Annotated in this window: 27 protein-coding genes and 1 pseudogene; 11 read left to right on the top strand and 17 right to left on the bottom strand. The window is 66.1% G+C overall.

Annotated elements, in window-relative coordinates; translation table 11 throughout:
* Positions 1 to 12 precede the first annotated feature (12 nt).
* Positions 13 to 561: a GNAT family N-acetyltransferase gene (locus RCI06_RS09390; protein ID WP_306575747.1), complete on the bottom strand. Its 549-nt coding sequence runs from the start codon at positions 559 to 561 to the stop codon at positions 13 to 15.
* Positions 558 to 722 carry a hypothetical protein gene (locus RCI06_RS09385; RefSeq protein WP_306575744.1) on the bottom strand — a complete coding sequence of 55 codons (165 nt, stop codon included), beginning with the start codon at positions 720 to 722 and terminating at the stop codon, positions 558 to 560. Before RCI06_RS09385 ends, RCI06_RS09390 begins: the two co-directional genes overlap by 4 nt.
* Positions 723 to 830: 108 nt before the next feature.
* On the opposite strand from RCI06_RS09385, the gene RCI06_RS09380 reads away from it, so the two are divergent.
* Positions 831 to 1,490 carry an HD domain-containing protein gene (locus tag RCI06_RS09380; protein ID WP_101552984.1) on the top strand — a complete coding sequence of 220 codons (660 nt, stop codon included), beginning with the start codon at positions 831 to 833 and terminating at the stop codon, positions 1,488 to 1,490.
* Here the strand turns inward: RCI06_RS09380 and RCI06_RS09375 are convergent.
* Positions 1,468 to 1,797 (bottom strand): MGMT family protein, encoded by a 330-nt coding sequence (locus tag RCI06_RS09375; protein WP_101552982.1) that lies wholly within the window; start codon positions 1,795 to 1,797, stop codon positions 1,468 to 1,470. The genes RCI06_RS09380 and RCI06_RS09375 overlap by 23 nt on opposite strands.
* A 79-nt stretch (positions 1,798 to 1,876) precedes the next feature.
* Between RCI06_RS09375 and RCI06_RS09370 the strand changes: the two genes are divergently transcribed.
* Both RCI06_RS09370 and RCI06_RS09365 read left to right on the top strand, forming a co-directional pair.
* Positions 1,877 to 2,446 (top strand): class I SAM-dependent methyltransferase, encoded by a 570-nt coding sequence (locus RCI06_RS09370; RefSeq protein WP_121586677.1) that lies wholly within the window; start codon positions 1,877 to 1,879, stop codon positions 2,444 to 2,446.
* Between the two features lie 259 nt (positions 2,447 to 2,705).
* The gene (locus tag RCI06_RS09365) at positions 2,706 to 3,521 is read left to right on the top strand and encodes a MerR family transcriptional regulator (protein WP_306575740.1); all 816 of its coding nucleotides are present in this window, start codon (positions 2,706 to 2,708) and stop codon (positions 3,519 to 3,521) included.
* Between the two features lie 63 nt (positions 3,522 to 3,584).
* Here RCI06_RS09365 and RCI06_RS09360 read toward each other — a convergent pair whose 3' ends face one another.
* From RCI06_RS09360 to RCI06_RS09330, 7 genes are all read right to left on the bottom strand, one after another.
* On the bottom strand, positions 3,585 to 4,301 hold the full coding sequence (locus RCI06_RS09360; protein ID WP_306575737.1) for an alpha/beta fold hydrolase: 717 nt from the start codon (positions 4,299 to 4,301) through the stop codon (positions 3,585 to 3,587).
* A 164-nt stretch (positions 4,302 to 4,465) separates the two neighbouring features.
* The gene (locus tag RCI06_RS09355; protein ID WP_101552975.1) at positions 4,466 to 4,807 is read right to left on the bottom strand and encodes an arsenate reductase family protein; all 342 of its coding nucleotides are present in this window, start codon (positions 4,805 to 4,807) and stop codon (positions 4,466 to 4,468) included.
* Positions 4,804 to 5,955: an alanyl-tRNA editing protein gene (locus RCI06_RS09350; RefSeq protein WP_306575734.1), complete on the bottom strand. Its 1,152-nt coding sequence runs from the start codon at positions 5,953 to 5,955 to the stop codon at positions 4,804 to 4,806. The genes RCI06_RS09355 and RCI06_RS09350 overlap by 4 nt, the downstream gene beginning before the upstream one ends.
* Complete coding sequence (locus RCI06_RS09345) at positions 5,952 to 6,308, bottom strand: arsenate reductase family protein (protein WP_306575731.1); 357 nt, start codon at positions 6,306 to 6,308, stop codon at positions 5,952 to 5,954. Before RCI06_RS09345 ends, RCI06_RS09350 begins: the two co-directional genes overlap by 4 nt.
* Positions 6,305 to 6,511: a YwbE family protein gene (locus RCI06_RS09340; protein WP_101552969.1), complete on the bottom strand. Its 207-nt coding sequence runs from the start codon at positions 6,509 to 6,511 to the stop codon at positions 6,305 to 6,307. Before RCI06_RS09340 ends, RCI06_RS09345 begins: the two co-directional genes overlap by 4 nt.
* A gap of 105 nt (positions 6,512 to 6,616) precedes the next feature.
* Positions 6,617 to 7,630, bottom strand: coding sequence for an ABC transporter ATP-binding protein (locus RCI06_RS09335; protein ID WP_101552967.1), 1,014 nt, complete (start codon positions 7,628 to 7,630; stop codon positions 6,617 to 6,619).
* Positions 7,627 to 8,625 (bottom strand): ABC transporter ATP-binding protein, encoded by a 999-nt coding sequence (locus RCI06_RS09330; RefSeq protein ID WP_306575728.1) that lies wholly within the window; start codon positions 8,623 to 8,625, stop codon positions 7,627 to 7,629. The genes RCI06_RS09335 and RCI06_RS09330 overlap by 4 nt, the downstream gene beginning before the upstream one ends.
* 462 nt (positions 8,626 to 9,087) lie before the next feature.
* Here RCI06_RS09330 and RCI06_RS09325 point away from each other — a divergent pair, with 462 nt between their 5' ends.
* The 7 genes and pseudogenes from RCI06_RS09325 (at position 9,088) to RCI06_RS09295 (ending at position 17,822) form a co-directional block, all read left to right on the top strand.
* Positions 9,088 to 10,641: an ABC transporter substrate-binding protein gene (locus RCI06_RS09325; protein ID WP_101552962.1), complete on the top strand. Its 1,554-nt coding sequence runs from the start codon at positions 9,088 to 9,090 to the stop codon at positions 10,639 to 10,641.
* 119 nt (positions 10,642 to 10,760) lie between these two features.
* Positions 10,761 to 11,678, top strand: coding sequence for an ABC transporter permease (locus tag RCI06_RS09320; protein WP_101552959.1), 918 nt, complete (start codon positions 10,761 to 10,763; stop codon positions 11,676 to 11,678).
* Positions 11,679 to 11,683: 5 nt separating this feature from the next.
* Positions 11,684 to 12,583 carry an ABC transporter permease gene (locus RCI06_RS09315; RefSeq protein ID WP_101552957.1) on the top strand — a complete coding sequence of 300 codons (900 nt, stop codon included), beginning with the start codon at positions 11,684 to 11,686 and terminating at the stop codon, positions 12,581 to 12,583.
* Between the two features lie 124 nt (positions 12,584 to 12,707).
* Positions 12,708 to 13,655, top strand: a pseudogene (locus RCI06_RS09310) (proline racemase family protein); the annotation flags it as partial.
* Between the two features lie 36 nt (positions 13,656 to 13,691).
* On the top strand, positions 13,692 to 14,717 hold the full coding sequence (locus tag RCI06_RS09305; protein ID WP_306575724.1) for a dipeptidase: 1,026 nt from the start codon (positions 13,692 to 13,694) through the stop codon (positions 14,715 to 14,717).
* Positions 14,718 to 14,742: 25 nt separating this feature from the next.
* On the top strand, positions 14,743 to 16,848 hold the full coding sequence (locus tag RCI06_RS09300) for a CocE/NonD family hydrolase (RefSeq protein ID WP_306575722.1): 2,106 nt from the start codon (positions 14,743 to 14,745) through the stop codon (positions 16,846 to 16,848).
* Positions 16,849 to 17,000: 152 nt separating this feature from the next.
* Positions 17,001 to 17,822, top strand: coding sequence for a MerR family transcriptional regulator (locus RCI06_RS09295; RefSeq protein ID WP_121586688.1), 822 nt, complete (start codon positions 17,001 to 17,003; stop codon positions 17,820 to 17,822).
* Positions 17,823 to 17,878: 56 nt separating this feature from the next.
* On the opposite strand, the gene RCI06_RS09290 is transcribed toward RCI06_RS09295, so the two are convergent.
* The 7 genes from RCI06_RS09290 to RCI06_RS09260 form a co-directional block, all read right to left on the bottom strand.
* The gene (locus tag RCI06_RS09290) at positions 17,879 to 18,646 is read right to left on the bottom strand and encodes an AAA family ATPase (protein WP_306575720.1); all 768 of its coding nucleotides are present in this window, start codon (positions 18,644 to 18,646) and stop codon (positions 17,879 to 17,881) included.
* Between the two features lie 32 nt (positions 18,647 to 18,678).
* Positions 18,679 to 19,386: an MBL fold metallo-hydrolase gene (locus RCI06_RS09285; RefSeq protein WP_306575718.1), complete on the bottom strand. Its 708-nt coding sequence runs from the start codon at positions 19,384 to 19,386 to the stop codon at positions 18,679 to 18,681.
* 3 nt (positions 19,387 to 19,389) lie between these two features.
* Positions 19,390 to 19,644, bottom strand: coding sequence for a helix-hairpin-helix domain-containing protein (locus RCI06_RS09280; RefSeq protein WP_306575716.1), 255 nt, complete (start codon positions 19,642 to 19,644; stop codon positions 19,390 to 19,392).
* Positions 19,641 to 19,973 carry a helix-turn-helix domain-containing protein gene (locus RCI06_RS09275; protein WP_276872564.1) on the bottom strand — a complete coding sequence of 111 codons (333 nt, stop codon included), beginning with the start codon at positions 19,971 to 19,973 and terminating at the stop codon, positions 19,641 to 19,643. The genes RCI06_RS09280 and RCI06_RS09275 overlap by 4 nt, the downstream gene beginning before the upstream one ends.
* 187 nt (positions 19,974 to 20,160) lie before the next feature.
* On the bottom strand, positions 20,161 to 21,252 hold the full coding sequence (locus RCI06_RS09270) for an FAD-binding protein (RefSeq protein WP_306575714.1): 1,092 nt from the start codon (positions 21,250 to 21,252) through the stop codon (positions 20,161 to 20,163).
* Between the two features lie 4 nt (positions 21,253 to 21,256).
* Positions 21,257 to 21,670, bottom strand: coding sequence for a DUF3842 family protein (locus RCI06_RS09265; RefSeq protein ID WP_276872562.1), 414 nt, complete (start codon positions 21,668 to 21,670; stop codon positions 21,257 to 21,259).
* 154 nt (positions 21,671 to 21,824) lie between these two features.
* Complete coding sequence (locus RCI06_RS09260; RefSeq protein WP_101552934.1) at positions 21,825 to 22,337, bottom strand: small multi-drug export protein; 513 nt, start codon at positions 22,335 to 22,337, stop codon at positions 21,825 to 21,827.
* A gap of 187 nt (positions 22,338 to 22,524) precedes the next feature.
* Here RCI06_RS09260 and RCI06_RS09255 point away from each other — a divergent pair, with 187 nt between their 5' ends.
* Positions 22,525 to 23,148, top strand: a complete 624-nt coding sequence (locus tag RCI06_RS09255) for a DUF4190 domain-containing protein (RefSeq protein ID WP_101552932.1) — start codon at positions 22,525 to 22,527, stop codon at positions 23,146 to 23,148.
* Positions 23,149 to 23,334: the final 186 nt, after the last annotated feature.

The raw sequence follows: 23,334 nt of genomic DNA, 5'->3' as shown, positions 1-23,334 counted from the left end.
GAATCTCTACCATTATAGTACGGTTTCCCGCGAAAAACAACCTCTGCCGGGCAAATCTTCCCGGGAAACGAGCCAGAGCCCATGCGGAGCCCCCCGGAATTCCATCTCCCGGACATACCGCATCCCGAGCCGACGGGCCACCCGCTCCGACGCGGCGTTCCCCACGCGGATCACCGCGCAGGCACAGGGCAGCCCAAGCGTCCCGAACCCGTATTCCAGACAGGCGCGGCCCGCCTCGGACGCGTAGCCGCGTCCCCGCCGGTCGGCGCGCGGGATGTAGCCGAGCTCGGGCAGCTCCCCGAGCGGGGTGGGCATCCGGGCGAAGCCCGCCAGCCCCGCCGGCGTCCCCGTCTCCCGCTCCTCGACGCCCCAGCAGGCGGGCTCCCCCGTCCGGTACCGGCCGATCTGGCGGCGCAGCCAGGTCAGCGCCTGCTCCCGGTCCATCGCCCCGCCGAGCGCCGCCATCGCCTCGGCGTCCATCAGCGTCCCGCCGAGCGAGCCGAGGTCCTCCTCCGAAAGCTCCCGCAGGAGCAGGCGAGGCGTCCGCGCGATCACCTTCATACGGCCGCCCGGTAGGTGAAATTCTCCCATACGAGCCGAACGCCCTCGTCCGTCTCGGGCAGGAGCAGCGCCATCGCCACCGTGTTTTCGATCCCTCCGTCGGTCACCATGACCGCGTAATCCCCGTCGATGCGGGTCACCGTGTAACAGGTCGGTCCCATCGTTCGCCCTCCTGTAAAATTTTTATAAAATCCGCGCCGCCGCAATTGTATTTGCCCCGCATTCGGGATAGAATGATTCCATGAAACAAAAAACGAAAGGACGTAACCATGGTAACATTCGACCAGATCGCCCATAACGAATCCATCAAGACCTACATACGCAAGGCGGACGACGCGCTGCGGGTGCTGGGCTATACCGAACACAGCTTCGCGCATGTGACCAAGGTGGCCAGGAAGGCGCGGGAGATCCTGCTGACGCTCGGCTATCCCGAGCGCACGGCGGAGCTCGCGCAGATCGCGGGCTACCTGCACGACATCGGCAACGTCATCAACCGCGCCGACCACGCCCAGAGCGGCGCGGTCATGGCCTTCCGCATCCTCGACAAGCTGGGCGCGGACGCGGAGGACACCGCCACGATCATCAGCGCCATCGGCAACCACGACGAGGGCACCGCCGTCGCGGTCGACGCGGTGGCCGCCGCGCTCATCCTGGCCGACAAGACCGACGTGCGCCGTTCCCGTGTGCGCAACCGCGACATGGCCACCTTCGACATCCACGACCGGGTCAACTACGCCGTCGAGGAGGCCTCCACCGAGATCTCCCCCGACAAGTCCATGATCACGCTGCGCATCCGCATCGACACCGCGAGCGCCGCGGTGATGGACTACTTTGAGATCTTCCTCCAGCGCATGCTCCTCTGCCGCAAGGCGGCCGAGCGGCTCGGCCTGCGGTTCGGGCTCGTCATCAACGACCAGGTGGTTCTGTAGGCCCGTACCACGCGTACCGTTCCATATCCACAAAGCCCTCATCGTCCACCGCGACGCCCTCCGCCTCGAGCAGACTCCGCTGGGCGTCCGGCCCGCCGAACGCGAAGGCGGGCGCGAGCCGCCCTTCGCGGTTCACGACCCGGTGGCAGGGGATCTCCTCCCCCGGGGCGGGGTTGCGGCGCAGCGCCCAGCCCACCGCGCGGGAGGCGCGCGGGTTGCCGCAGAGCAGCGCGACCTGCCCGTAGGAGGCCACCCGGCCGCGCGGGATCTGCCGCACGACGGCGTAGACCAGTTCGTCGAAGCGCATATTTGTTCCCTCCCCTCGGTTCTTTTTTATTGTAATGCCTTTTCCCGAATCCTGCAACTACATAGAAAGGGAGTTTCCCATGTCAAGACCGTTCGGCGCCCTTCAGGTGGCGCACCAGTTCATCGAATCCCATGTGAGGCCGGGCGCCTTCTGCATCGACGCGACCGCAGGGCGCGGCAACGACACCGTCTTTCTCGCCTCCCTCGTCGGGGAGACGGGGAAGGTGCTCGCCTTCGACATCCAGCCCGAGGCGGTGGAAAGCACCCGCGCCCTCATCGGGGAACGCGGGTGCTCCGGTTTTGCGCGCGTCGTCCTGGACAGCCACGCCAATATGGCCCGTTACGCCGCGCCGGGGTCGGTCGACTGCATCGTCTTCAACTTCGGCTGGCTGCCCGGCGGCGACCACAGCGTCAACACCCGCGCCGAAAGCAGCATCGCCGCCATCGAAGCGGGGCTTACGCTCTTAAAGCCGCGCGGGGTCATGAGCCTCATCATCTATTACGGCCGGGATACCGGCTACGCCGAGCGGGACGCCCTGCTCGCCTACCTGCGCACGATTGATCACCGCGCCTTTACGGTGGTCGTCGCCGACTTCTGCAACCGCCCCAACGACCCGCCCCTGCCCGTCTTTCTCATAAAGGATGCGTGAGGAGGGGAACTTTTGTAAGGCGGGGAACTTTTGGAAAAGTTCCCCGCCACCCTTCAAAACGTTTGATCCCGGCCGGCCGCCGCCTTTTAACGGTGGTCGCGGGAGTGGGGACGCGGGGTGGGAAGGGAGCGGAACGAGGGATGAAGAGGAAGCAGGGACGCGGGGCGGCTTGAAAAAATTTTGTTTTTCCCTATTGACTCTCCCACTGTGGGATGGTGTAAGCTGACGGTGAGCTCAAAAACAGACGGGAGGACGTAACATGTTCAAGATCGGCGAATTTTCCAAGCTGACGATGATCAGCATCAAGATGCTGCGCCACTACGACGAGATCGGTCTGCTGGCCCCCGAGACGGTGGATTCCTTCACCGGCTACCGCTACTACAGCGCAAGGCAGCTGGAGGCGGCGGGTAAGATCCAAGCGCTCAAGTCGATGGGGTTCGGGCTGGCGACGATCCGGGAGATCCTTGCGCAGTACGACGACGCGGAAAGCCTTCGCCGCTACCTGGCGGTACGCCTCTCCCAGATGCGGGAGGAATCGCGGGACCTCGGCGCCCGGCTCGCGATCCTCGAAAACACCATCGAACGATTGGGAAAGGACGATAACAGTATGAAGTACGATGTAACCCTCAAGGAAATCCCCGCCATGCAGGTTATGAGCCTGCGCGACACGATGCCCTCCTACGACCGCGAGGGCGACCTTTGGCAGCGGCTCTACGGCGAAACGGCCGGCCAGCATGTCCAGATGGCCTCCCCGGCCTACGCCATCGCCGTCTTCTTCGACGAGGGGTTCAAGGAGTCGGACGTCGACGTGGAAATCCGCACGGCGGTCACCGGCAGCTATCACGACACCGAGCACGTCCGCTTTAAGGAGGTCCCGGCCGTGAAGGTCGCCTCCTGCGTCATCCGCGGCAGCTACGCCAGCGTCTCCGACGCCTGCGCCGCGATCGGCGAATGGATTGACGCGGGCGGCTGGCGGATCAGCGGCCCGATGTTCAATATCTACCATGTGAGCCCCGCCATGGACCCCAACCCCGAAAACTGGGTGACGGAGATCTGCTTCCCGGTGGAAAAGTAATCCGCGAGGAAAAATAGTCCGCGAGGACATGCGAAAGCGCCCCGGCTTTGCCGGGGCGCTTTTTCATCCGAGGAAGGCCAAAATCTCCCGGTTGACCCGTACCGGCTGGCGGTCGAAGATCCAGTGGTCGGAGCGGGGGATCGTCACGAGCTTTGCATGCGGGAGCGACGCGGCGATGAGCGCCGTATGCGCCGGCCTGATGAGGTCGCGGTCACCCGCGAGCACCAGCGTGGGCGCGGTAATCGCGCCGAGCATCGCGGGGGTATAGCGGGGCTCCTCGACCATGAGGCCGACGATCTCCGCGCGGCGGCGCGGCCGCTCGCTGAACCTCCCGCAGAGGCGCAGCGCGCGGTATTCCAGCTCGGCGGGGAGCTGGAACCGGGGCTTCACCCCCGCCGGGAAGAGGTTCGCGCCCGCGAGCGCCAGCTTTTCCACCATGCCGGGGTGGGAGAGCGCGAGGCCGAGGGCGGCGTTCGCGCCGTCGCTGAACCCCACGACCGACGCGCGTTCAATACCCAGCGCGCCGAGCACCGCCGCCGCGTCCTCCGCGATCTTCGCGATCGTCACGCCGCTGCCGGCGGACGACTCCCCATGTCCGCGGCTGTCCATCGCGATCACCCGGAAGCGCCCGGAAAAGGCCGCGACCTGCTTTTGAAAGCAGGTGTGGTCCTCGCCGTTGCCGTGCAGGAGCAGCAGCGCGCGCTCCCCGCCGCCGAAAATCCGGCAGACGATCCGCGCGCCGTCCGCCATGACCGCCTCGAACCGTTCGGGCGTTCCCATTCCGATTCCCTCCTTTTACACCGGCGGCCGCCCAAAGGGGCGGCCGCAAGGCTCCCCCGGCGTTCGCCGCGGGGCTGGGGCGGAAAACCGCGCGGCTGCGCCGCGCACGCGCACAAAGCGCGCGAACGCGCCCGCGGGCGCGTTGTTTTCCGCCCGGAGCGCCCTCAGGTCCACTCCTTCCACACGTCGGGGCAGTAGCCGACGGTGGCCTGCTTTCCGTTTCGGACGATGGGGGTCTTGAGCACCGAGGGGTATTCCATCAGCTTGTCCGCGATGTTCTCCTCCCCGGCGAGGTAGGCGATGAAGGACTTGTCGTAGTCCTTCGACTTTTCGTCAACGAGCGCCTTCACGCCGCCGACGGCGCGCCGGACGCTCTCGAATTCCCCCCTGCTCATGCCGTAGCGGATGAGGTCGACGCTCTGGAATTTGACGCCGCGCTCCTTAAAATAGCGCTCGGCCTTTTTGGTGTCGAAGCACTTGGCCTTGCCGAAAATCTGAATGTTCATACCCTGCTCCTGAAAAAGTTTTCGATCTCCTCCCGGCTGCCCGAGAGGGTCCCCTGCACGAGCTCGGGGCTTCCGCCGCCGCGCCCCGAGAAGGCGGCGTTCAGCTCCCTGCCGAGCGGGCGCACGTCGCTGTGCGCGCTGCCCGCCGCGTATTTCCAGCCCTCCCGTTCGCTCCCCGAGAGGACCGCCGCCACCCCGCACCGCTCACAGAGCGCGAGGCAGAACCGCCGCAGCGCGGGCGGCTCCATCGCGTCCTCGAAGAGGAGGGCGTAGGTCGCGCCCTCCTCGACCTCGCGGGCGCGGTAACGGAAGAGCTCCTCCTGAAGACGCGCGGCGCGCAGCTTCAGCGCGTCGTTTTCCGCCTGCATCCGCTCCACCGCCCCGGCGAGCTCCCCGACCCTGGCGGAGAGCATCCCCGAGACCGCGTAGGCCTGCGCGTTCTTCTCGTTGTAATCGGTGAGCGCGCGGTCCCCGCAGAGCAGCCACACCCGCACGCCGCCCTTGTACCTCTGGCTCGTCAGCAGCTTGATGACGCCGATTTCGCCCGTGCGCCGCACATGGGTGCCGCAGCAGGCGCACACATCGCTGCCCGGCACCGTCACGATGCGCACCCGGCCGGTGAGCTCCTTCTTGCTGCGGTAGTCGAGCGCGGCAAGCGCCTCGGGGGCGGGGTATTCCACCCCGACGGGCAGGTTTTCCCACACCGCCTCGTTGGCCAGCCGCTCGACCCGCGTAAGGTCGTCCGCCGTCAGCTCGCCGTTTAAATCGATCGTCACGGCGTCGCGCCCCATGTGGAAGCCGACATTGTCCAGCCCGAAAAGCCGGTGGATGACGCCCGAGACGATGTGCTCGCCGGTGTGCTGCTGCATCCGCGAAAAACGCGCCTCCCAGTCAATCGCGCCCGCCGTCCGATCGCCCACCGGAAGGGGCGCGTCGGTCGTGTGGAGGATTTCGCCCTCCTGTTCATGTACGTCGAGCACCCGCGCGCCGCCGAGGGTTCCCGTGTCGGCGGGCTGGCCGCCCCCCTCGGGGTAGAAGGCCGTCCGGTCGAGGGTCACGAGCCAGCCCCCCTCTGCCGGGACGCAGCCGGTCACCTCCGCCTCGAATTCGCGCAGGTAGGCGTCCTCCTCGTAGAGCTTGTCCGTCATGTTAACAGCCTCTCCCATTCCGCCGGACGGAAACCCGCCAGCAAAAAATCCGCTCCCACGATGAGCGGGCGTTTGACGAGCATCCCGTCGGTCCCGAGCAGGGCGAAAAGCGCCTCCTCGTCCATCTCCGGCAGGCGGTCCTTGAGCCCCAGCTCGCGGTATTTCATCCCGCTCGTGTTGAAGAGCCTTTTGACCGGCACGCCCGCGCGCGCCGACCACTCCCGCAGCTCCTCCGCCGTGGGATTCTCCCCGACGATGTGCCGGTCGGCGTAGTCCACGCCGTTTTCGTCGAGCCACCGCTTCGCCTTTTGGCAGGTGCCGCATTTGGGATATTCCAAAAACAGAACGCTCATTCGCTCTCCTCCCCGATGATCTCCTGCACCCGGCCCACCTGGCCGTCCTCCAGCATCACCTTGATGCCGTGCGGATGGGTGCCGCTTTTGGTGAGCAGCCGCCCGACCCGGCCGCGCGTGCGCCTGCCGGTCGGCTGGTCCTTTTTGAGCACGATATCCACCAGCATCCCCGGCCGGATATCCGCCCGCCTGTGTCCGTCCATCCTTCCACCCCCGTTTCACTGCCCTCTAGTTTACCACGGAAACGCCCCGCGCACAATGATTCCGCGCGCAAAAAGCGCCCCCTTCCCGGAAGGGGGCGCTTTCTCTCAGATCTCCCCGCGGACCGCCCGGTGGCAGGCCACCTGGCACCCGGGCGCCACCTCGGTGAGCGCCGGTTCGGAGGCGCGGCATTCGTCGGCGGCGAAGGGGCAGCGGGTGTGGAACCGGCAGCCCGCCGGCGGGTTCTTGGGGTTGGGCAGGTCGCCCTGCAATAAAATCCGCTCCCGGCTGACGGTCGGGTCGGGGATGGGGATGGCGGAGAGCAGCGCCCGCGTATAGGGGTGGCGGGGGGTGGTGTACAGCTCCTTCACCGGCGCCAGCTCCACCAGCTTGCCCAGGTACATCACGCCCACCCGGTCGGAGACGTAGCGGACCACGTTGAGGGCGTGGGAGATGAAGATGTAGGTGAGCCCGAACTCCGACTGGAGACTGCGCAGCAGGTTGAGGATCTGCGACTGGATGGAGACGTCGAGCGCGGACACCGGCTCGTCGCAGAGGATGAGCTTGGGCCGCAGGGCCAGCGCCCGGGCGATGCTCACCCGCTGGCGCTGCCCGCCGGAAAACTCATGGGGATAGCGGTGGTAATACCCGCGCTGGAGCCCCACCATCTCGAGGAGCTCCTTCACCTGCCGCTCCCGCTGGGCGGCGTCGGCCTCCCCGTGCACCCGCAGCGGCTCGCCGATGATCTGTCCGATCGTCATGCGCGGGTCGAGCGCGGCATAGGGGTCCTGGAAGACGATCTGCAAATTGCGGCGCAGGTGCCGCAGCTGGGCGGCCTTCATGGCCTGCATATCCTGCCCCTCAAAGAGAATCTGCCCTTTGGTGGGCTTTTCCAGCAGCAGGATGCTGCGGATGAGGGTGCTCTTGCCGCAGCCCGATTCCCCCACCAGCCCGAGCGTCTCGTGCTGGTTCACCGTAAAGGAGACGCCGTCCACCGCGTGGACGTAGCCCTTGACGGTGGAAAGCGCGCCGCCGTAGACCGGGAAGTAGGTGCTCAGGTCCCGGACCTCCAGCAGGGGCGCTTGCGCCCCCTGCCCGGCGGCGGAGTTTTGTGCCGTCATAGTGCCCCCTCCTCTCTCCTGACGCGTTCCCCGGGGAGGAAGTGGCAGGCCACCAGCCGGCCGTCCGCCTCCTGGAGCTCGGGGGAAATTTCCTTACAGATCTGCTGGCGGTAGGGGCAGCGGGGATGGAACCGGCAGCCCTTGGGGAAGTCCGCCGGGTTGGACACCTGCCCCGGGATCGTGTAGAGCTCCTCCTCGTCCTGGTCCACGCGCGGCAGGCAGGCGAGAAGCCCCTCGGTGTAGGGGTGCAGCGGGGCGCGGAAGAGCGCGCCGACCTCCCCCTGCTCCACCACCTTGCCCGAGTACATCACCAGCACCCGCTGGGCCATCTCCGCCACGACCCCCAGGTCGTGGGTGATGAGCAGCACCGTCATGCCGGTCTTCTCCTTGAGCTGGCGGATGAGGTCGAGGATCTGCGCCTGGATGGTCACGTCAAGCGCGGTGGTCGGCTCGTCGGCAATGAGGATTTTGGGCTCGCAGGCCAGCGCCATGGCGATCATCGCGCGCTGGCGCATGCCGCCCGAAAGCTGGTGCGGATAGGACGCGGCGCACCGGGCGGGATCGGGGATCCCCACGAGGGAGAGCTTCTCCTCCACCTGCGCGCGGATCTCCCGGGCGGAGAGGTCCCTCCGGTGGATCTCCAGCACCTCCCCCACCTGGCTTCCGATCGTCTTCACCGGGTTCAGGGAGGTCATCGGCTCCTGAAAGATCATCGACATCTCATGCCCGCGGATGGGGATCATTTCCTTCGTGGAGAGGGGGAGCAGGTCCCGCCCCTCCAGCAGAATTTTCCCGCCCGCGTATTCCCCCGGAGGGGTGGGCACCAGCTTCATGACGGCCTGGACCGTGGCGCTTTTGCCACAGCCCGACTCCCCCACGATGCAGAGGGTCTCCCCCTCCTCCACCTGAAAGCTCACGTCGTCCACCGCGGGCACGTCCCCTTGCTGGGTGTGGAACAGCACCTTCAAATGCGAGACTTCCAACAGGCTGCTCATGGTCAGGACCTCCTACCTCCCGCGCCGGGCGTGTCCGCGAGGGAACGCGCCGGCCGGTATATATGCACGCCGGGAGCGTACATTTATGCATTTTATATTGTCCATCATTATAGCAAGGCGGCGGGATTTCGTCAACTAAAGCCCTAAAACTTTTGCAAAGCATTTCGGGGATTTCCTTCAATTACAATGCGCAATATGCTTCATATTGGTATTTTTGTAAATTTATGTCATATAATGTTTTCCCAATTGCAGGAACCAATTTTTTCACATGCATTGTTAAAACCCCATAACAGCACCCGAAACGCCCTCCCGCCGCGCCTCCCATTTGCAGAAATCCCGTATATTTATTGACAGTTTTCCGGCGGGAGGGTATAATCACATCAAAGTGGAAAAGTGTAAGGACCCGGCCAACGCGCCTTCGTTTTTCAACTCAAAACAAAATTGTGGAGGAGAGAAAGCCCAATGAAGAGACTTCTCAGTTTAGCTCTGGTCGTCATGCTCGTTCTTTCCCTGTTCACCGCCTGCGGCGGGGACAGCGCCGGAACCAATCCCGGCGGGGAGGCCGCTCCCGCGGCGCCCAGCGGCGAAAAGGATTCGGTCATCGTGGCCATGAACGCCGACCCCACCGGGTTCGACCCGCAGGTCACCCTGGACGCCACGGCCATGATGGTCATGTACAACATCTATGACACGCTCGTCGAGAGCGACGGCGCCTGCTCCAGCGACATCCGGCCCGGATTGGCCGAAAGCTGGGACATCAGCGACGACAACATGGTCTATACCTTCCACCTGAAGAGCGGCGTCAAGTTCCACAACGGCGAGCCCTTCACCGCCGCCGACGCCAAGTTCACCATCGAGCGCGCCATGGTGGAGCCCGCCACCGCCTCCTACTGCGCCTCGATCGACAAGGTCGACGCCCCCGACGACTCCACGCTGGTCGTGACCCTCAAGGTCCCCTTCGCCAATTTCCTCATGAACCTCGGCGGCAGCTTCTTCGGCGTCGTCAATGAGAAGGCCGTCACCGAATCGGGCGAGGACTACGGCCGCAACCCCGTCGGCACCGGCCCCTACAAGTTCGTCAGCTGGTCCTCCGGCGACAACGTGGTGCTCGCCTACAACGAGGATTACCACGGCGAGGCTCCCGCGATCAAGAACGTCACCTACCGGGTGCTCCCCGACACCAGCACCGCCCTGGTCGCGCTCCAGAACGGCGAGATCGACGCGCTGCCCAACAGCGCCCCCATCGACGCCCCGACCATTGAGGCGGACCCCAACCTGAACCTCTATTCGGCCCCCGGCGCCACCATCGCCTACATCGGCTTCAACACCCAGGCGGCCCCCTTTGACAACGAGAAGGTCCGCCAGGCGGTCAAATACGCGATCAACAAGGAGGAGGTCTTCATGGGCGCGCAGGACGGCGACGGCGTCCTCGCGAACAGCCCCCTCAACGAGGTCATGGACGGCTACAATCCCGACGACCCCGTGATGAACCCCTATGACCTCGAGAAGGCCAAGGCCCTGATGACCGAGGCGGGCTATGCCGACGGCTTCTCCTGCTCCATCAAGCTGGCCGCCGGCCAGAACCGCGAGAAGGTCGCGCAGGTGGTCCAGGCCCAGCTCAAGGAGATCGGCATCACCGCCAGCATCGAGACGCTCGAGAAGGGCACCTACTTCGAGCAGATGGCGGTGGGCAACTATGAAGTCTACGTGGGCGGCCTCAACTGGCCGGACGCGGACGACATGCTCACCTACCTCTTCGCGTCCGACGGCCCCTTCAACTGGGGAAGCGTCTATTCCAACCCCACCATCGACGAGCTGCTCGTCAAGGCCCGCCAGGAGAACGACGCGGCCAAGCGTTCCGAGATGTACCAGCAGATCGTGAAGATCACCGACGAGGACGCCAACAAGATCCCGCTCTATTTCCCCAACCAGTACTTCGCGGCCAAGAACAGCCTCAAGGGCGTCCGGGTCATCGACAACTGCTACTATCCCGTGGCCAGTTGGAGCTGGGAATAACCCCCTCGCCTGAACCCCTTCCCTGAGAAGGACCCATGAATTTATCGGGGATGCCGGCCGGGGCCCTGCTGTGAAGCGGGCTCCCGGACGGCGTCCCCCCGTTGTATAGGTGTGATGACATGCTGAAATTTGTCCTGAAACGGATACTGATGCTGATCCCCGTCATCCTGGGGATCGTCCTCATTGTCTTTACCATCATGTATCTGACCCCGGGGGACCCCGCCCGCCTCATTCTGGGCGAAAAGGCCCCCCAGGAGCAGGTGGACGTCCTGCGGGACCAGATGGGCCTCAACGACCCCTTTGTGGTGCAGTTCGCGCGGTATGTGGGGAACATGCTCCGCGGGGACTTCGGGCGGAGCTACGCCACCAACATCCCGGTCGCGGAGACCATCGCCGAGCGGTTCCCCAAGACGGCGGAGCTGGCCCTGGCGGGGATGTTCCTGTCGGTGCTGATCGGCATGCCCATCGGCATCCTGTCGGCGGTGAAGCGGTACTCCATCCTCGACAACATCAGCATGATCTTCGCCATGCTGGCCACCGCCATCCCCGCCTTCTGGCTGGGCATGATGCTCATCATCGCGTTTTCCCTCAACCTCAAATGGTTCCCGTCCAGCGGCTTTGACACCTTCCGGCAGATGGTGCTCCCCACCATCACGCTCGCCGCCGTCAACGCCGCGGTCATCATCCGCATGACCCGGTCCTCCATGCTCGAGGTGGTCCGCCAGGACTACATCCGCACCGCGTGGGCCAAGGGCGCGGACCAGAAGCGGGTGGTGCTCGGCCACGCGCTGAAAAACTCGATCATCCCGGTCATCACCGTCATCGGCATCAACTTCGGCTCCCTGCTGGGAGGCGCGGTGGTCACCGAAACGGTGTTCGGCATCCCCGGGCTGGGGACCGCCATGGTCAACGCCATCCGGATGAAGGACAACCCACTCGTGCTGGGCAGCGTGGTGTATATCGCGATCGTGTTCAGCCTGGTGAATCTTGCCGTGGATATCATCTATGCCCTGATCGATCCGCGGCTGAGGGAGTGAGGTGTATGACCGTGAAAACAGAGAAGCCGCTTTCCGCCCGCCCCGAGGGGGAGGAGAAGAAGGAGAGCCCGTTTAAGGAATTCTGCCGCCGGTTTTTCCGCAACAAGCAGGCGGTGATCGGGCTGGTGATCTTCGTGATGCTCGTGTTCGTCGCCGTCTTCGCGGACGTGCTGGTGGACTACGACAACCAGGTCATCAAGCAGGACATCGTCAACAAGCGCCAGCCCCCCAGCTCGGAGCACCTGATGGGCACCGACGACTACGGGCGGGACATCCTGGCGCGGGTGATCTACGGCACCCGCATCTCGCTCACCATCGGGCTGACGACGGTGGCCTGCGCCATGGCGGCCGGCATCGTGATCGGCGCCGTGTCGGGCTATTTCGGCGGGAGGCTGGACAACGTCATCATGCGGGTGATGGACGTCTTCATGAGCATCCCCTCGATGCTGCTGGCGATCGCCGTGGTCGCCAGCCTCGGGCCGGGCATCGTCAACATCATGATCGCGGTGGGGCTCGCCCTCGTGCCCGGCTATTCCCGCGTGGTGCGCTCGGCGGTGCTGTCGGTGCGCAATAAGGAGTTCGTGCAGGCGGCCAAGGCGGTGGGGGACAGCCATTTCAGCATCATCCTCCACCACATCATCCCCAACGCCCTCGCGCCCGTCATCGTGCAGGCGACGCTGGGCGTGGGCGAGGTGATCATCACCGCCGCGGGGCTGAGCTTTTTGGGGCTGGGCATCGCCCCGCCCATGCCCGAGTGGGGGGCCATGCTCTCGGAGGGCCGCGAGTTCATCCGCTACATGCCCCATCTCGTCCTCTTCCCGGGGCTGAGCATCATGATCACCGTGCTCGCCCTGAACCTGCTCGGGGACGGCCTGCGCGACGCGCTCGACCCCCAGATGAAATAACGACCGCCGACCTTCCGGGCGCCGCCCCCCCGGCGGGCGGCCCGGGTTGGTGAAGAGGTAGCCGGTTTTGTTTTAAACCCCCAGGGTTTAAGCCCGGGGCCCCCACAAGCGCGTAAAAACAAAACGCATCGTCACCGGCGGAATGCCCGCCGTCCCCGGCGCGACGATGGCGGAAAAGCGGGCCTATTTGCAGGAGCGCCTGGACCATGTCCGCCGGATGCTCCTTTTCGAGCCGCGCGGCCACAAGGACATGTTTGGCGCCTTCCTGCTGCCGCCCTGCCGCCCGGAGGCGGACGCCGGGGTGGTCTTCATGGATTCGGGCAGCTACCTCAACATGTGCGGCCACGGCAGCATCGGGGTGGTCACCGCCCTGCTTGAGACGGGCATGGTCCCCTGCGCGGGGGAGGAGGCGGACGTCACCCTCGACACCCCGAGCGGCCTCATCCGCGCCCGCGCGAAGCTCCACAACGGCCGGGTGCGGGAGGTGACGGTGCGCAACGTCCCCGCCTTCCTCTACCGGGAGGGGGTCCCCGTGGCCCTTTCGGACGGGCGGACGGTCCACGCCGACATCGCCTTCGGCGGGAACTTTTTCGCGCTGGTGGAGGCGGAGGAGGCCGGGGTGGCGCTCGACGCCGCGGACAAGGACCGGCTCACCGCCCGCGGGGCGGAGATCCGGGACGCGCTCAACGCGGCCGGCGGGATCGCCCATCCGCTCCTGCCCCACATCCGCACGGTCGACCTCGTGGAATTCTGCGGCCCCGCGCGGGACCCGCGCGCCGACGCGCGCAACGTCGTGGTCTTCGGGGACGGACAGATCGACCGCTCCCCCTGCGGCACCGGGACGAGCGCCAAGCTGGCCCTCCTGCGCGCCAGGGGGGAGCTTCCGCTGGGGAAGCCCTATGTGCACGAGAGCATCCTGGGCACCCTCTTCACCGGCGTGGCCGCCGAGGACACGGCGCAGGGCGGTTACCCCGCGATCGTCCCGGAGATCACCGGGCGGGCCTATGTCACCGGCCTCGCCCAATACCTGCTCGACCCGGAGGACCCGCTCGGCGGCGGGTTCCTGCTTTAACGGTCCGGCGAATTTGAAAAAAAGGGAGAAACAGCTATGGAATCTTTGGAGGCCCTGCATCAGCGCATCCCCATCGTCGACGCCCACCTCGATCTGGCCTACGACCTCTACGCCAAGCGGCGCGACGGGCGCACCCATGTGATCCGCGACGAATACCTGGAGGACTTTCGGAAGGGCGGCGTCCGCGTGGTGGTGTCCTCCCTCTTCGTGGACGGCAGGGACCTGCCCGAGGGGGCCCTGCACCAGGCGCTGGGGCAGGTCGGCGCCCTCTACGCCGAGCTCCGGGAGACCCCCGGGCTGGCCCTCTGCCGCAGCTATCCCGAGATCGAAGCCGCGCTGGGCGCGGGGAAGATCGCCGTGCTCCTCTCCTTCGAGGGGGTGGAGCCGCTCGGAAACGAGGAGGAGTTGCTGCCGGTCTTTTATGAGCTGGGCGTGCGGATGGTGGGGCTCTGCTGGAGCCGCCGCAACCTTGCCGCGGACGGCGCCCTCTACAGCGACGAGCCGCAGGGGCAGAAGTCGGGGCTCTCCCCCTTCGGCTACCGGCTGGTGGAAAAGGCGCTCTCCCTCGGGATGCTGATCGACGTTTCCCACCTGAACGACGAGGGCTTCGCGGATGTGATGAAGCTCTCCGACCGGCCGGTCATCGCCTCCCACTCCAACACCCGCAGCCTCCTGCCCACCCCCCGCAACCTCTCCGACCGGCAGATCGAGGCGATCGCCGCCACCGGCGGGGTCATCGGCATCAACGGGGTCAGCTCCCTCGTGGGCGCGTCGGCGGAGGAGGCCACCCTCGGGCGGCTGGCCGACCACATGGAGCAGATCGTCCGGGTCGGCGGCGAGGACTGCCTCGGCCTGGGCTTCGACTTTGCGGAGAAGATCCTCGCGCCCGGGGCCTCCTTTGTCGTGGGCGGCAACGACGTGCGCGCCTTCGACATCCTCGGCACCCACGCCGGGCTTCCCAGGCTGACGGAGGAGCTGCTCCGCCGGGGCTGGAGCGCGCGGCGGATCGAAAAGGTCTACGGCGGCAATTTCCTGCGGGTCTACCGCCAGTGGTTCCAATAACGGACGGCCGGAAAGGGGCACGGATATGACAGAGCGCAGCTATACTTATTATAACCTCGGCGTCGCGATCGCCGGGTTCCTCACGCGCGGCGGGGAGATCCTCTGCCGCACACGGGATTTGGAGACGATGGAGTGGGGCCCCTACGCCCCCTTCGCGCCCCAGAGGGAGAGCTTTTCCTACCCCGACCGCATCGCAGCGTGGGAGTTCCTCTCCGCCGCCGCCAGGGGGGAGCGGCCGTTCGACCCGGCGGATTACGCCGAGGTCGATTCCCCCTACACGGCGGGCTCCGGCGCCCGGCTGTGGGTCCGGCGGCTGGGGGTCCACCCGGTCGACTACGTCCTCTGCGAAGGGCGGGCGGTGGCCGCAATCGGCGTCCTCCAAAAGCGGATCGACGTGCTCGTGGAGGACGGCTTCGAGGGGGTCACCCCCCTGCGGGACCACCGGGACCCGCTGCTCTCCCAGCCGGTCTGGGGCAAGCGGTGCCTTGGGACCTTCGACGTGCCCATGCGGGACGGCGTCACCCTCTCCACCGCGGTCTACCTGCCGCGGAACGGCCCCGCCCCCCAGACGCGCTTTCCGGTGGTGCTCATCCGCACCTGCTACGGCAAGCCCCGGGAGATCATCATGCACCCCTTCATCCACTACGGCTACGCCCTCGTCATCCAGGACACCCGCGGCCGGGAGGAGTCGGGCGGGGAGTGGAGCCCGATCGTCAACGAGATGGACGACGGCAAGGACACCCTCGACTGGATCGCCGCGCAGGACTGGTGCGACGGCAGCATCGGCATGATCGGCGCGTCCTACCTGGCCATCGTCCAGTGGAACGCCGCCGCCAGCGGCCACCCGAACCTCAAGGCCATGATCAGCCAGGTCACGGGCGGAACCCCCACCTATGAGTTCCCCCACCGCAACGGCATCCTCTGCTCGGGGACGCTGGCGTGGCTCTTCTCGATGTCCGGCCGGCGGATGGAGCAGGCCCAGATGGACCGGGACGACTGGGCGGACGTGGTAAAGCTCCTGCCCATCCGGGAGATCCCCCAAAGGGCGCTGGGGAAGGAGATCCCCTGCTGGCAGGAGTGGATGGACCACGAGAGCATGGACGACTATTGGGAGCGCTCCAACTGGGAGCGTTTCGCGGACAGGATCAACGTCCCCACCCTCTATGTCTCCGGCTGGTTCGACGACGTGGGCACCGGCACCAGCCAGGCGTGGCGCATGAACCGGCGCATGGGCCGGCCCGACCAGCGGATGATTCTCGGGGCGTGGCGGCACCAGTTCAACGTCTCGCGGGACATCCACGGGATCGACTACGGCGTGCGTGCGGTGCGCTACGACCTCTTCTGCCAGTATATCCGCTGGTTCGACCGCTTCCTCAAGGGGGTGGAGAACGGCGCGCGGCAGGACCCGCGGGTGGAGTACTACGTCATCGGCAGCAACCGCTGGGCGCAGTCGTGTGACTGGCCGCCGAAGGAGTCCGCCCTCGTCCCCTACTACCTCTCGGGGGGCGGCTCCGCCAACACCCGCCTGGGGGACGGCGTCCTGCGGGACGCGCCGCCCGCGGCGGAGGAGCCCGCTGACCACTACCTCTTCGACCCGAACGACCCGGCCCCCCACCTCATCGACATGAGCGAGAACGAGTGCATGGTGCCGGAAAACTACCGGGAGATGGAGCTGCGCCCCGACGTGCTCGTCTACACCTCCGCGCCGCTCGAAAAGGATTTGACGGTGGCGGGGGAGCTCTCCTTCGTCCTCTACGCCGCGACCGACCGGCCGGACACCGACTGGGTGGCCCGGCTCACCGAGGTGGACGGGGAGGGCAACTCCCTGCGGCTGAGCGACGGGGTGCTCCGGGCGCGCTACCGGGAGTCCCTCAAGGAGCCGAAGCTGCTCACCCCCGGCGAGGTGGTGCGCTATGAGATTCCCATGAGCTGGGTGGCCAATACCTTCCGGGCGGGGCACCGCATCCGGGTGGAGGTCACCAGCGGGGCGGAAAATTCCATCTTCCCCAACCACAACACCGGCAAACCGATTGCCGACGACACCGAGATGCTCGTCGCGAGCCAGACCGTCTTCCACGACGCGGCCCGGTGCAGCCACATCCTCCTGCCGGTGATCCCCGGCGAAAACTGACCCAACAGCGCAAACGGAGCGCCCTCCGGCAATTGGAAGGCGCTCCGTTTTCTTTTTTTCAAAAAAGGGGTTGACTCTGCCCCAGGGGGAAGGCTTATGATGGACCTGTCGACAAGCTGCGCGCACTTTGAGGCGAAGAAGGAGAAAAAACTATGTACAGCATCGGAATGTTTTCCCAGATCTGCCGCGTCACCCCCAAGACGCTGCGCCACTATGATGAAATCGGCCTGCTCCGGCCGGCCCGCATCGACCGGTTCACCGGCTACCGCTACTATACGACCGGCCAGCTCCCGCGGATGAACCAGATCCAGTCGCTGCGTCAGATGGGGTTCTCCCTCACCGAGATCATCGCCCTGCTCGACGGCGGCGCGGGGCCGGAGACGATCCGCGCCCTGCTGGAGCTGAAGCGCGGGGAGCTCGCGGCGCGCATCCGGGAGGACGGCCAGCGGCTGCGTCTGGTGGAAAACATCCTGCGGAAAGGAACCCTGATGATGGAAAATTACAACGTTACGATCAAGGAGCTTCCCGAGGTCATCGTCGCCTACCTGCGCACGGTCATCCAAAGCTACGACGACCTCTTCCACCTCATGCCCGAGGTGCTCGGGCCCGAGATGGAGCGCCTCGGCTGCAAATGCGCCGAGCCGGAATACTGCTTCAACGTCTACCACTACGAGGAATACCGCGACCACGACATCGACGTCTCCCTCTGCCAGGCGGTCACCGAGCGGAAGGAGGACAGCGACGTCGCCAAATTTCAGACAATCGCGCGGGTGCCGCAGGCGGCCTGCCTCCTCCACAAGGGGCCCTACAGGACCCTGCGGAACGCCTACACCTTCGCCGCCCAGTGGATCGAGCAGAACGGCTACCGGCTCGCCGGCCCGCCGCGTGAGAGCTACATCGACGGCATCTGGAACAAGGAGAGCGAGGAGGACTGGCTCACCGAACTGCAGTTCCCCGTGGAAAAGGCCGAATGATCCGTTCGGTTCGGGCCGCGCGGGACGGCCAAAAAAACAGGAGCCCGGCGGGACGGTCAGCCGTCCCCGCCGGGCTCCTCTGCGAGCAGGTACCGCAGCATCCGCTCGGGATTTTCCAGAAAGGCGCGGGTGAGGCGGTAGTTTTCCGTCTCACGGTAGGGGGTGCGCGCGAAGCCCACCCCCGTCAGCTGGTAGATGTCCGCGCCGGGACAGGCGGTGAGGATGGGGGAATGGGTCGCGATCACGAACTGCGCCCCCTCCCGCGCGAGGGCGTAGATCCGCGCGAGCAGGGTCATCTGCCCGGTGGGGGAGAGGGCCGCCTCCGGCTCGTCGAGCAGGTAGAGCCCCTGCGGGGAAAAGCGGTTGAGCGCCAGCGCGAGGAAGCTCTCCCCGTGGGACTGCTCGTGCAGCGACCTGCCGCCGTAGTAGTCGATGAGGCTGCGGCGGCCCGCCTTGATTTTATTGAGCTCGTCGAGGTTGGTGGCGACGTTATAGAAGCTCTCCGCCCGCAGGAAAAAGCCGTCGCGCGGGCGGCGCGGCCCTTTTGCAACGGAGAGGTATTTCCACAGCGGCGAGTGGGAATCGCTCGTCGAAAAGCTGAAGTTGCGAGTGCCGCCCTCGGGGTTGAAGCCGCTGTCGACCGCGACCGCCTCGATGAGCGTCGACTTGCCGGCGCCGTTCTCCCCCACGAGGAAGGTCACCTGCTTTTGGAATTCCAGCCGCCCGAGATGCCGCACCATCGGGAGGGAAAAGACGTAGCTCTCCTCCCCCTCCGGGATCGCACGCAGCTCCACCGAACGGAGATAGAGCGCGTCCTCCAACATGCCCCCGCCTCCATCCTCCGGCGCCGGCCTTTTCACAGCGTCACCCGCTCCCCGCGCCGGGAGTAGCCCGCGATCCGGGCGCGGTAGGGCGCGGCCGTCTCCTCCGCGCGCAGGCGGCCGATGAGGCCGTACTGTTCCCACAGGTGCATCGGCACCGCCATATCGGCGCCCGCCGCGCGCATGAAATAGTCGATCCCCCAGAGGTACTTGTCCTCCAGGCGCGGGTCGACGGGCAGGAAGGCGAGGTCGATCTTCTCCCCGCGCAGGGTGTCGATCTCGCGGCGGTAGTCGCGCGCCATCCGCGCGTTGTAGGAATCCGTCTCGCCGTTCCAGTGCCACCAGTTGAGGTCGCCCGCGTGAAAAATCGTCTTTCCGCCCGTCCTGACGAGGAAGGCGGCCCCCGCGTCGGTCGAGCGCAGCGCGCGCACCGAGAGGTCCCCGAGGTCGAGCGTCTCCCCGGGGCCGATCCGGAACGCCTCCTCCCGCGTCCGGATGTCGTCCGACAGGACGTACCGCACGCGGGGGAGCGTCCCGCGCCAGCCGAAGATGACAGGGCTGTAGTGATCGCCGTGGCTGTGGGAGGCGAACACGACGACGTCCCGGCCGGAAACCTCCGCCGGGTCGATCACGCCGTCCGCGAGCTTCCCGCCGCGCGGCGTGTCCTTGTAATAGTCGAAAATCAGCAAGTGCGCGCCCGTTTCGACGGCGAACCCGCTGTGAAAGAGGTATCGGATTTCCATCGGCTACACCTGATCCTTCCAGTACCACCAGCTGCATTTCTCCCGTTCGGGACAATCGGTTTCCGCGAAGTAGACGGCGCAGCGGTAGACGTAGAGCACGCAGCGGTCGAGCACGCCCCCGTGCAGCACGCAGTCCCGCTCGTAGAGCTCCTCCGGGTCCTGCCCGCGCAGCGACGCGACCGAGGAGACGCCCAGCCGCAGCAGATGTTCCTCCATGTTGGGCCCGATGCCGGGGATTGTCCGCAGGTCGCTTTTCATGCGACGCCCTCCCCCTGGTCCCGCTGGTACTGCCGGCCCCACACGTTCATCGCGTCGAGCACCGGGCGCAGGCTTTCGCCCGTTTCGGTCAGCGAGTATTCCACCCGCGGCGGCACCTCGGCGTACACCTCCCGGTGCACCAGCCCGTCCGCCTCCATTGCGCGCAGCTGCTGGGTCAGCATCTTCTGGCTGATCGCCGGGATGCTCCGGCGCAGCGCCCCGAACCGCTTGGTCCCGGTCATCAGGTCGCGCAGGATCATCACCTTCCACTTGTCCCCGATGAGCAGGAGCGTCGTCTCCACAGGGCAGCAGGGCAGCGGCTTTGTCATAGGAATTCCTCCAATGCTTTCGTTTTGATACCAGAATTCCAAACTACATGCAGTATTCGGAATCTTCTGTTACTCCCATAGTAACCCATAGGCGCAAAAAAGTCCAGTCCCGGGGGAACGTTCCGGGAGGGCTTTGAAAAGCCCCCCGGCCCCCAAAACGTTTGACGCGGGCAGGGCGCCGCGCGCGTCAACGCCCGCCGGCCGTGGGGCGGGCCTGCTCGGGCCGCTCCACGCCGATCGCCTCAAGGCCGCTTTTCATCACGAGCCGCCGCAGGCCGGGGTCGTAGAGGAAGGGGCATTTGAGCAGCTTCAGCCACAGCTTGCGGCGCAGCGCGCGGCAGCCGCGCGCGTAAGCGCGGACGGGGTCGCCGTCCCCGTTCAGGGCGCGGGCGAGCCGGGAGCCGCTGAGGATCGCGCTGCTGATCCCCTCCAGGGAGCTCGGGCTGACAAAGCCCGCCGCCTCCCCCGCGAGGAACACGCCGTCCCTTCCCGTGCAGAATTGCCGCCGCCCGGCGGGCCGCAGCAGCAGGCAGGCCTCGGTTTTGACCGGCTCGCCGAACTGGAAGCCGAGCGCCGCGAGCTTTTCCTTCTGCCGCTCGAACCGCGCGCGGCATCCCCGGGCGGGATAGGCGCCCCCGAAGATGAACGACCCGTCCTTGCAGATCGACCAGGAATAGCAGTCGGTGTTCTCCGGGTCGAAGACGCAGGAGTAGAAGGGGTTGGGGTTTTCGTCGGGGAACCACTGCTGGATCGCGACATACCTGCGGATGGAGACCTCCGGGAAGAAGGCCCGCCGCACGAGGGAACCCGCCCCGTCCGCGCCCACGAGGTAACGCGCGGTGACTTCGCGGAGCGCGCCCTCCTTTTCGTAGAGGACGCAAAAGCCCCCGGAAGTCCGCTCGACGCGCCTGCACACGCAGCCCTCCTCCACGCGCACGCCGGCAGGGATGAGCGACCGGAGCCAGCGGTCGAACCGGTGCCGGTCGAGGTTGAGGTACATCCGCTGGTAGTGGCGGGTGAGTCCCGATTTCAGGTCGATGGTACGCACCGCGAAGATCTGCGGGTCTACGAGCACCTCCTTGGGAAGGGTCAGGTCGAACCGCGCGAGCGCCTTCTGCGCGTCGGGCGCGAGCAGGCCGCCGCACGGCTTTTGGAAGCCGCCCGCCGCCTGTTTTTGATCGATTGCAATCACCTTCAGGCGGCTGTCGAGCAGCCGCGCCGCGGTCGCGCCCGCCGGGCCCAGCCCGATGATCGCGACGTCGTATGGTCCCTCCGGCATACCGTCAATCCCTCCCGCAGAAATCCCGCACGCAGGCGACCGCCTCGTCGATATAGCGGGAGAGGGGCAGGTCCTCGATGCCCACGATCGTCATATGCTGCTTGGCGGCGGGGATGAGCACCTTTTTGGCGCGGCTGGCCGCCACGGCGCAGGCCATGCGCGGGGTGATCTCCCCGAGCATCGCGTCGGCCAGGATGATGCCGAGCGGCCCGACGATCACATCGGTGCGCGCGCAGTTGAAGACGACGGCGTTTTCCCCCGTCGCCCCCACGTTGGCGCCCGCCCGCATCATGTTCGCGGTCGCGGCCGAGTTGGTCCCCACCGCCACGAGCTCCGCCTCCGGCAGCTCCGCGCGCAGCTTTTCCGTCAGGCTGCGCCCGATGCCGCCGCCCTGTCCGTCAATCACAATAATCCGCATCCCGTATCCTCCGTTCAACGCTTCTCCGCCGGGCCCGCCCCCGCGGGCGCGGGCCCTCGCAGGTCATAACAGCTCTGCGGATATTATACAACATTCGCGGGGAAAGAAAAAGGGCCGCTTCCCCATTTGGGGAAGCGGCCCTCCGCCTCAAGATTCATGCGGCCCGGGTGACACACCGGAAGAGCGTTTTCACGCCGACGATCACCCCGTAGGTGCACGCGGTGGTAAAGAGCCCCGAGATCACCGTGCCGACGAGGATGGCGGCCATCGAGCTGCGCCGGTCGAACCCGAGCGCGCCCGCGACGAAGGAGGCGATCCACACGCCGATCCCTGTGAAGGGGATGCCGACGAAGACGGCAAGGATGAACACGGAGCCGTTGCGGAAGAGCCCGGGGTGCTTTTGGGCGAACCGTTCGACCCGCCCGAGTCCGCGCTCGACAAAGCCGACCCTGCGGGCGCGGTCGGCCAGCGGCCCGCTGCCCTTCATCACATAGGGCACGGGCAGGAAGCTGCCCGCCGTCGTGCAGAGGAACGCCTGCTGCCACTTGAGGCGCAGCGCGGCGGCGACCGGGATGGCCAGGCGGTTCTCGGCGATGGGGACCATCGAAAGGAGCAGGACAAAGAGGTCTTTGAGCCAGATTCTCAGCGGCGTCAGCGCAGCGGCCATGATTGTTTCCCTCCCCGTTTTTGGATGGGCGGTGTCCCCTTTGGGCCCGCCGGAAGGTTTTCAGATTGTACCACCGTCATTATAGCATATTCCCGCGGGCAAACCAACCAGAAGGGAAAGATTCCATTTCGCGGGGAATTATGCTATGATTGATAGCGAGGTTCCATCAAAAAGAGGAGGCGTACATATGTCCAGATTCATTGCGGATTACCAGAGCGGCAAGCCCGACGACTTCATCAAGTTCGTCTCGGAGGACTTCTTCGCGAAGGAAGGCTTCCGGCAGGTCAACTACAAAGGCGAGACGGTCTGGAAAAAGGGCGTCGGATTCCTGACCGCGCCGTCCTTCATCAGTTTTCGCTACTCGCAGGGAAATATTCACCTCGAGGCGTGGATCAAATCGTTCGGCGAGCACGGCCTCGACGGGTTTTACGGCGCGGTTCCCAAAAAGGCGCTCAAAAACCGCGTTGACGCGCTCATGAGCCTGCTCTCGCAGGACGTTCCCGTCCCGGAGGGCGGCGCCGCGCCGCAGCCGGACGCCGCCGCGGCTCCCGCGGCCCCCGTCCCCGTCGAGGTCCACAACCCCACCGGCAAGGCGACCGTCGCCCTCGTGACAGGCATCCTCGGCGTGCTGCTCGCCTTCTTCATCCCGCTGATCGGCGTCATCCTCTCGGCCGTCGCCGTCTCGAGCGGCGCGGTCGGGCGCAAGAGCACGAACAGCGGCCGCGCGACGGCGGGCTATGTCCTCGGCATCATCGGCGTCGTGGTCTCCATCCTGATGTGGCTGCTGAACATCGTCCTCACCGTCCTCTGATCTGATCCCCAAAGGGCGTCCCCCCCCAAAGGCGGGGGCCCCCCGTTGTATTTTGTGGGCCCCCGGTCAGAAGGCGCGGGCCGCGGCCGCCCCCAGCCCCGCCACCCCCGCCCGCCCCGGGCCCCCCCCGCCCAGAAATCAACGGAGATAACGGATCGTGCAAAGAACACAATCGCTCAACTGTTT

Origin of the sequence: Anaerotruncus massiliensis (ex Togo et al. 2026) (assembly GCF_030825285.1) — a bacterium.
Lineage (GTDB): Bacteria > Bacillota > Clostridia > Oscillospirales > Ruminococcaceae > Anaerotruncus > Anaerotruncus massiliensis.
Note: the sequence above shows the minus strand (reverse complement) of the source record. Positions and strands in the feature narration are given on the sequence as shown.

Excerpts from the sequence above, each read along its gene's own strand:
- RCI06_RS09390 (WP_306575747.1), bottom strand. The coding sequence starts at position 561 with ATGAAGGTGATCGCGCGGACGCCTCGCCTGCTCCTGCGGGAGCTTTCG.
- RCI06_RS09360 (WP_306575737.1), bottom strand. The coding sequence starts at position 4,301 with ATGGGAACGCCCGAACGGTTCGAGGCGGTCATGGCGGACGGCGCGCGG.
- RCI06_RS09350 (WP_306575734.1), bottom strand. The coding sequence starts at position 5,955 with ATGACGGACAAGCTCTACGAGGAGGACGCCTACCTGCGCGAATTCGAG.
- RCI06_RS09315 (WP_101552957.1), top strand. The coding sequence starts at position 11,684 with ATGACCGTGAAAACAGAGAAGCCGCTTTCCGCCCGCCCCGAGGGGGAG.
- RCI06_RS09275 (WP_276872564.1), bottom strand. The coding sequence starts at position 19,973 with ATGACAAAGCCGCTGCCCTGCTGCCCTGTGGAGACGACGCTCCTGCTC.
- RCI06_RS09260 (WP_101552934.1), bottom strand. The coding sequence starts at position 22,337 with ATGGCCGCTGCGCTGACGCCGCTGAGAATCTGGCTCAAAGACCTCTTT.
- RCI06_RS09385 (WP_306575744.1), bottom strand. The coding sequence starts at position 722 with ATGGGACCGACCTGTTACACGGTGACCCGCATCGACGGGGATTACGCG.
- RCI06_RS09255 (WP_101552932.1), top strand. The coding sequence starts at position 22,525 with ATGTCCAGATTCATTGCGGATTACCAGAGCGGCAAGCCCGACGACTTC.
- RCI06_RS09380 (WP_101552984.1), top strand. The coding sequence starts at position 831 with ATGGTAACATTCGACCAGATCGCCCATAACGAATCCATCAAGACCTAC.
- RCI06_RS09280 (WP_306575716.1), bottom strand. The coding sequence starts at position 19,644 with ATGAAAAGCGACCTGCGGACAATCCCCGGCATCGGGCCCAACATGGAG.
- RCI06_RS09320 (WP_101552959.1), top strand. The coding sequence starts at position 10,761 with ATGCTGAAATTTGTCCTGAAACGGATACTGATGCTGATCCCCGTCATC.
- RCI06_RS09270 (WP_306575714.1), bottom strand. The coding sequence starts at position 21,252 with ATGCCGGAGGGACCATACGACGTCGCGATCATCGGGCTGGGCCCGGCG.
- RCI06_RS09290 (WP_306575720.1), bottom strand. The coding sequence starts at position 18,646 with ATGTTGGAGGACGCGCTCTATCTCCGTTCGGTGGAGCTGCGTGCGATC.
- RCI06_RS09330 (WP_306575728.1), bottom strand. The coding sequence starts at position 8,625 with ATGAGCAGCCTGTTGGAAGTCTCGCATTTGAAGGTGCTGTTCCACACC.
- RCI06_RS09265 (WP_276872562.1), bottom strand. The coding sequence starts at position 21,670 with ATGCGGATTATTGTGATTGACGGACAGGGCGGCGGCATCGGGCGCAGC.
- RCI06_RS09335 (WP_101552967.1), bottom strand. The coding sequence starts at position 7,630 with ATGACGGCACAAAACTCCGCCGCCGGGCAGGGGGCGCAAGCGCCCCTG.
- RCI06_RS09285 (WP_306575718.1), bottom strand. The coding sequence starts at position 19,386 with ATGGAAATCCGATACCTCTTTCACAGCGGGTTCGCCGTCGAAACGGGC.
- RCI06_RS09375 (WP_101552982.1), bottom strand. The coding sequence starts at position 1,797 with ATGCGCTTCGACGAACTGGTCTACGCCGTCGTGCGGCAGATCCCGCGC.
- RCI06_RS09305 (WP_306575724.1), top strand. The coding sequence starts at position 13,692 with ATGGAATCTTTGGAGGCCCTGCATCAGCGCATCCCCATCGTCGACGCC.
- RCI06_RS09300 (WP_306575722.1), top strand. The coding sequence starts at position 14,743 with ATGACAGAGCGCAGCTATACTTATTATAACCTCGGCGTCGCGATCGCC.
- RCI06_RS09340 (WP_101552969.1), bottom strand. The coding sequence starts at position 6,511 with ATGGACGGACACAGGCGGGCGGATATCCGGCCGGGGATGCTGGTGGAT.
- RCI06_RS09370 (WP_121586677.1), top strand. The coding sequence starts at position 1,877 with ATGTCAAGACCGTTCGGCGCCCTTCAGGTGGCGCACCAGTTCATCGAA.
- RCI06_RS09295 (WP_121586688.1), top strand. The coding sequence starts at position 17,001 with ATGTACAGCATCGGAATGTTTTCCCAGATCTGCCGCGTCACCCCCAAG.
- RCI06_RS09365 (WP_306575740.1), top strand. The coding sequence starts at position 2,706 with ATGTTCAAGATCGGCGAATTTTCCAAGCTGACGATGATCAGCATCAAG.
- RCI06_RS09325 (WP_101552962.1), top strand. The coding sequence starts at position 9,088 with ATGAAGAGACTTCTCAGTTTAGCTCTGGTCGTCATGCTCGTTCTTTCC.
- RCI06_RS09355 (WP_101552975.1), bottom strand. The coding sequence starts at position 4,807 with ATGAACATTCAGATTTTCGGCAAGGCCAAGTGCTTCGACACCAAAAAG.
- RCI06_RS09345 (WP_306575731.1), bottom strand. The coding sequence starts at position 6,308 with ATGAGCGTTCTGTTTTTGGAATATCCCAAATGCGGCACCTGCCAAAAG.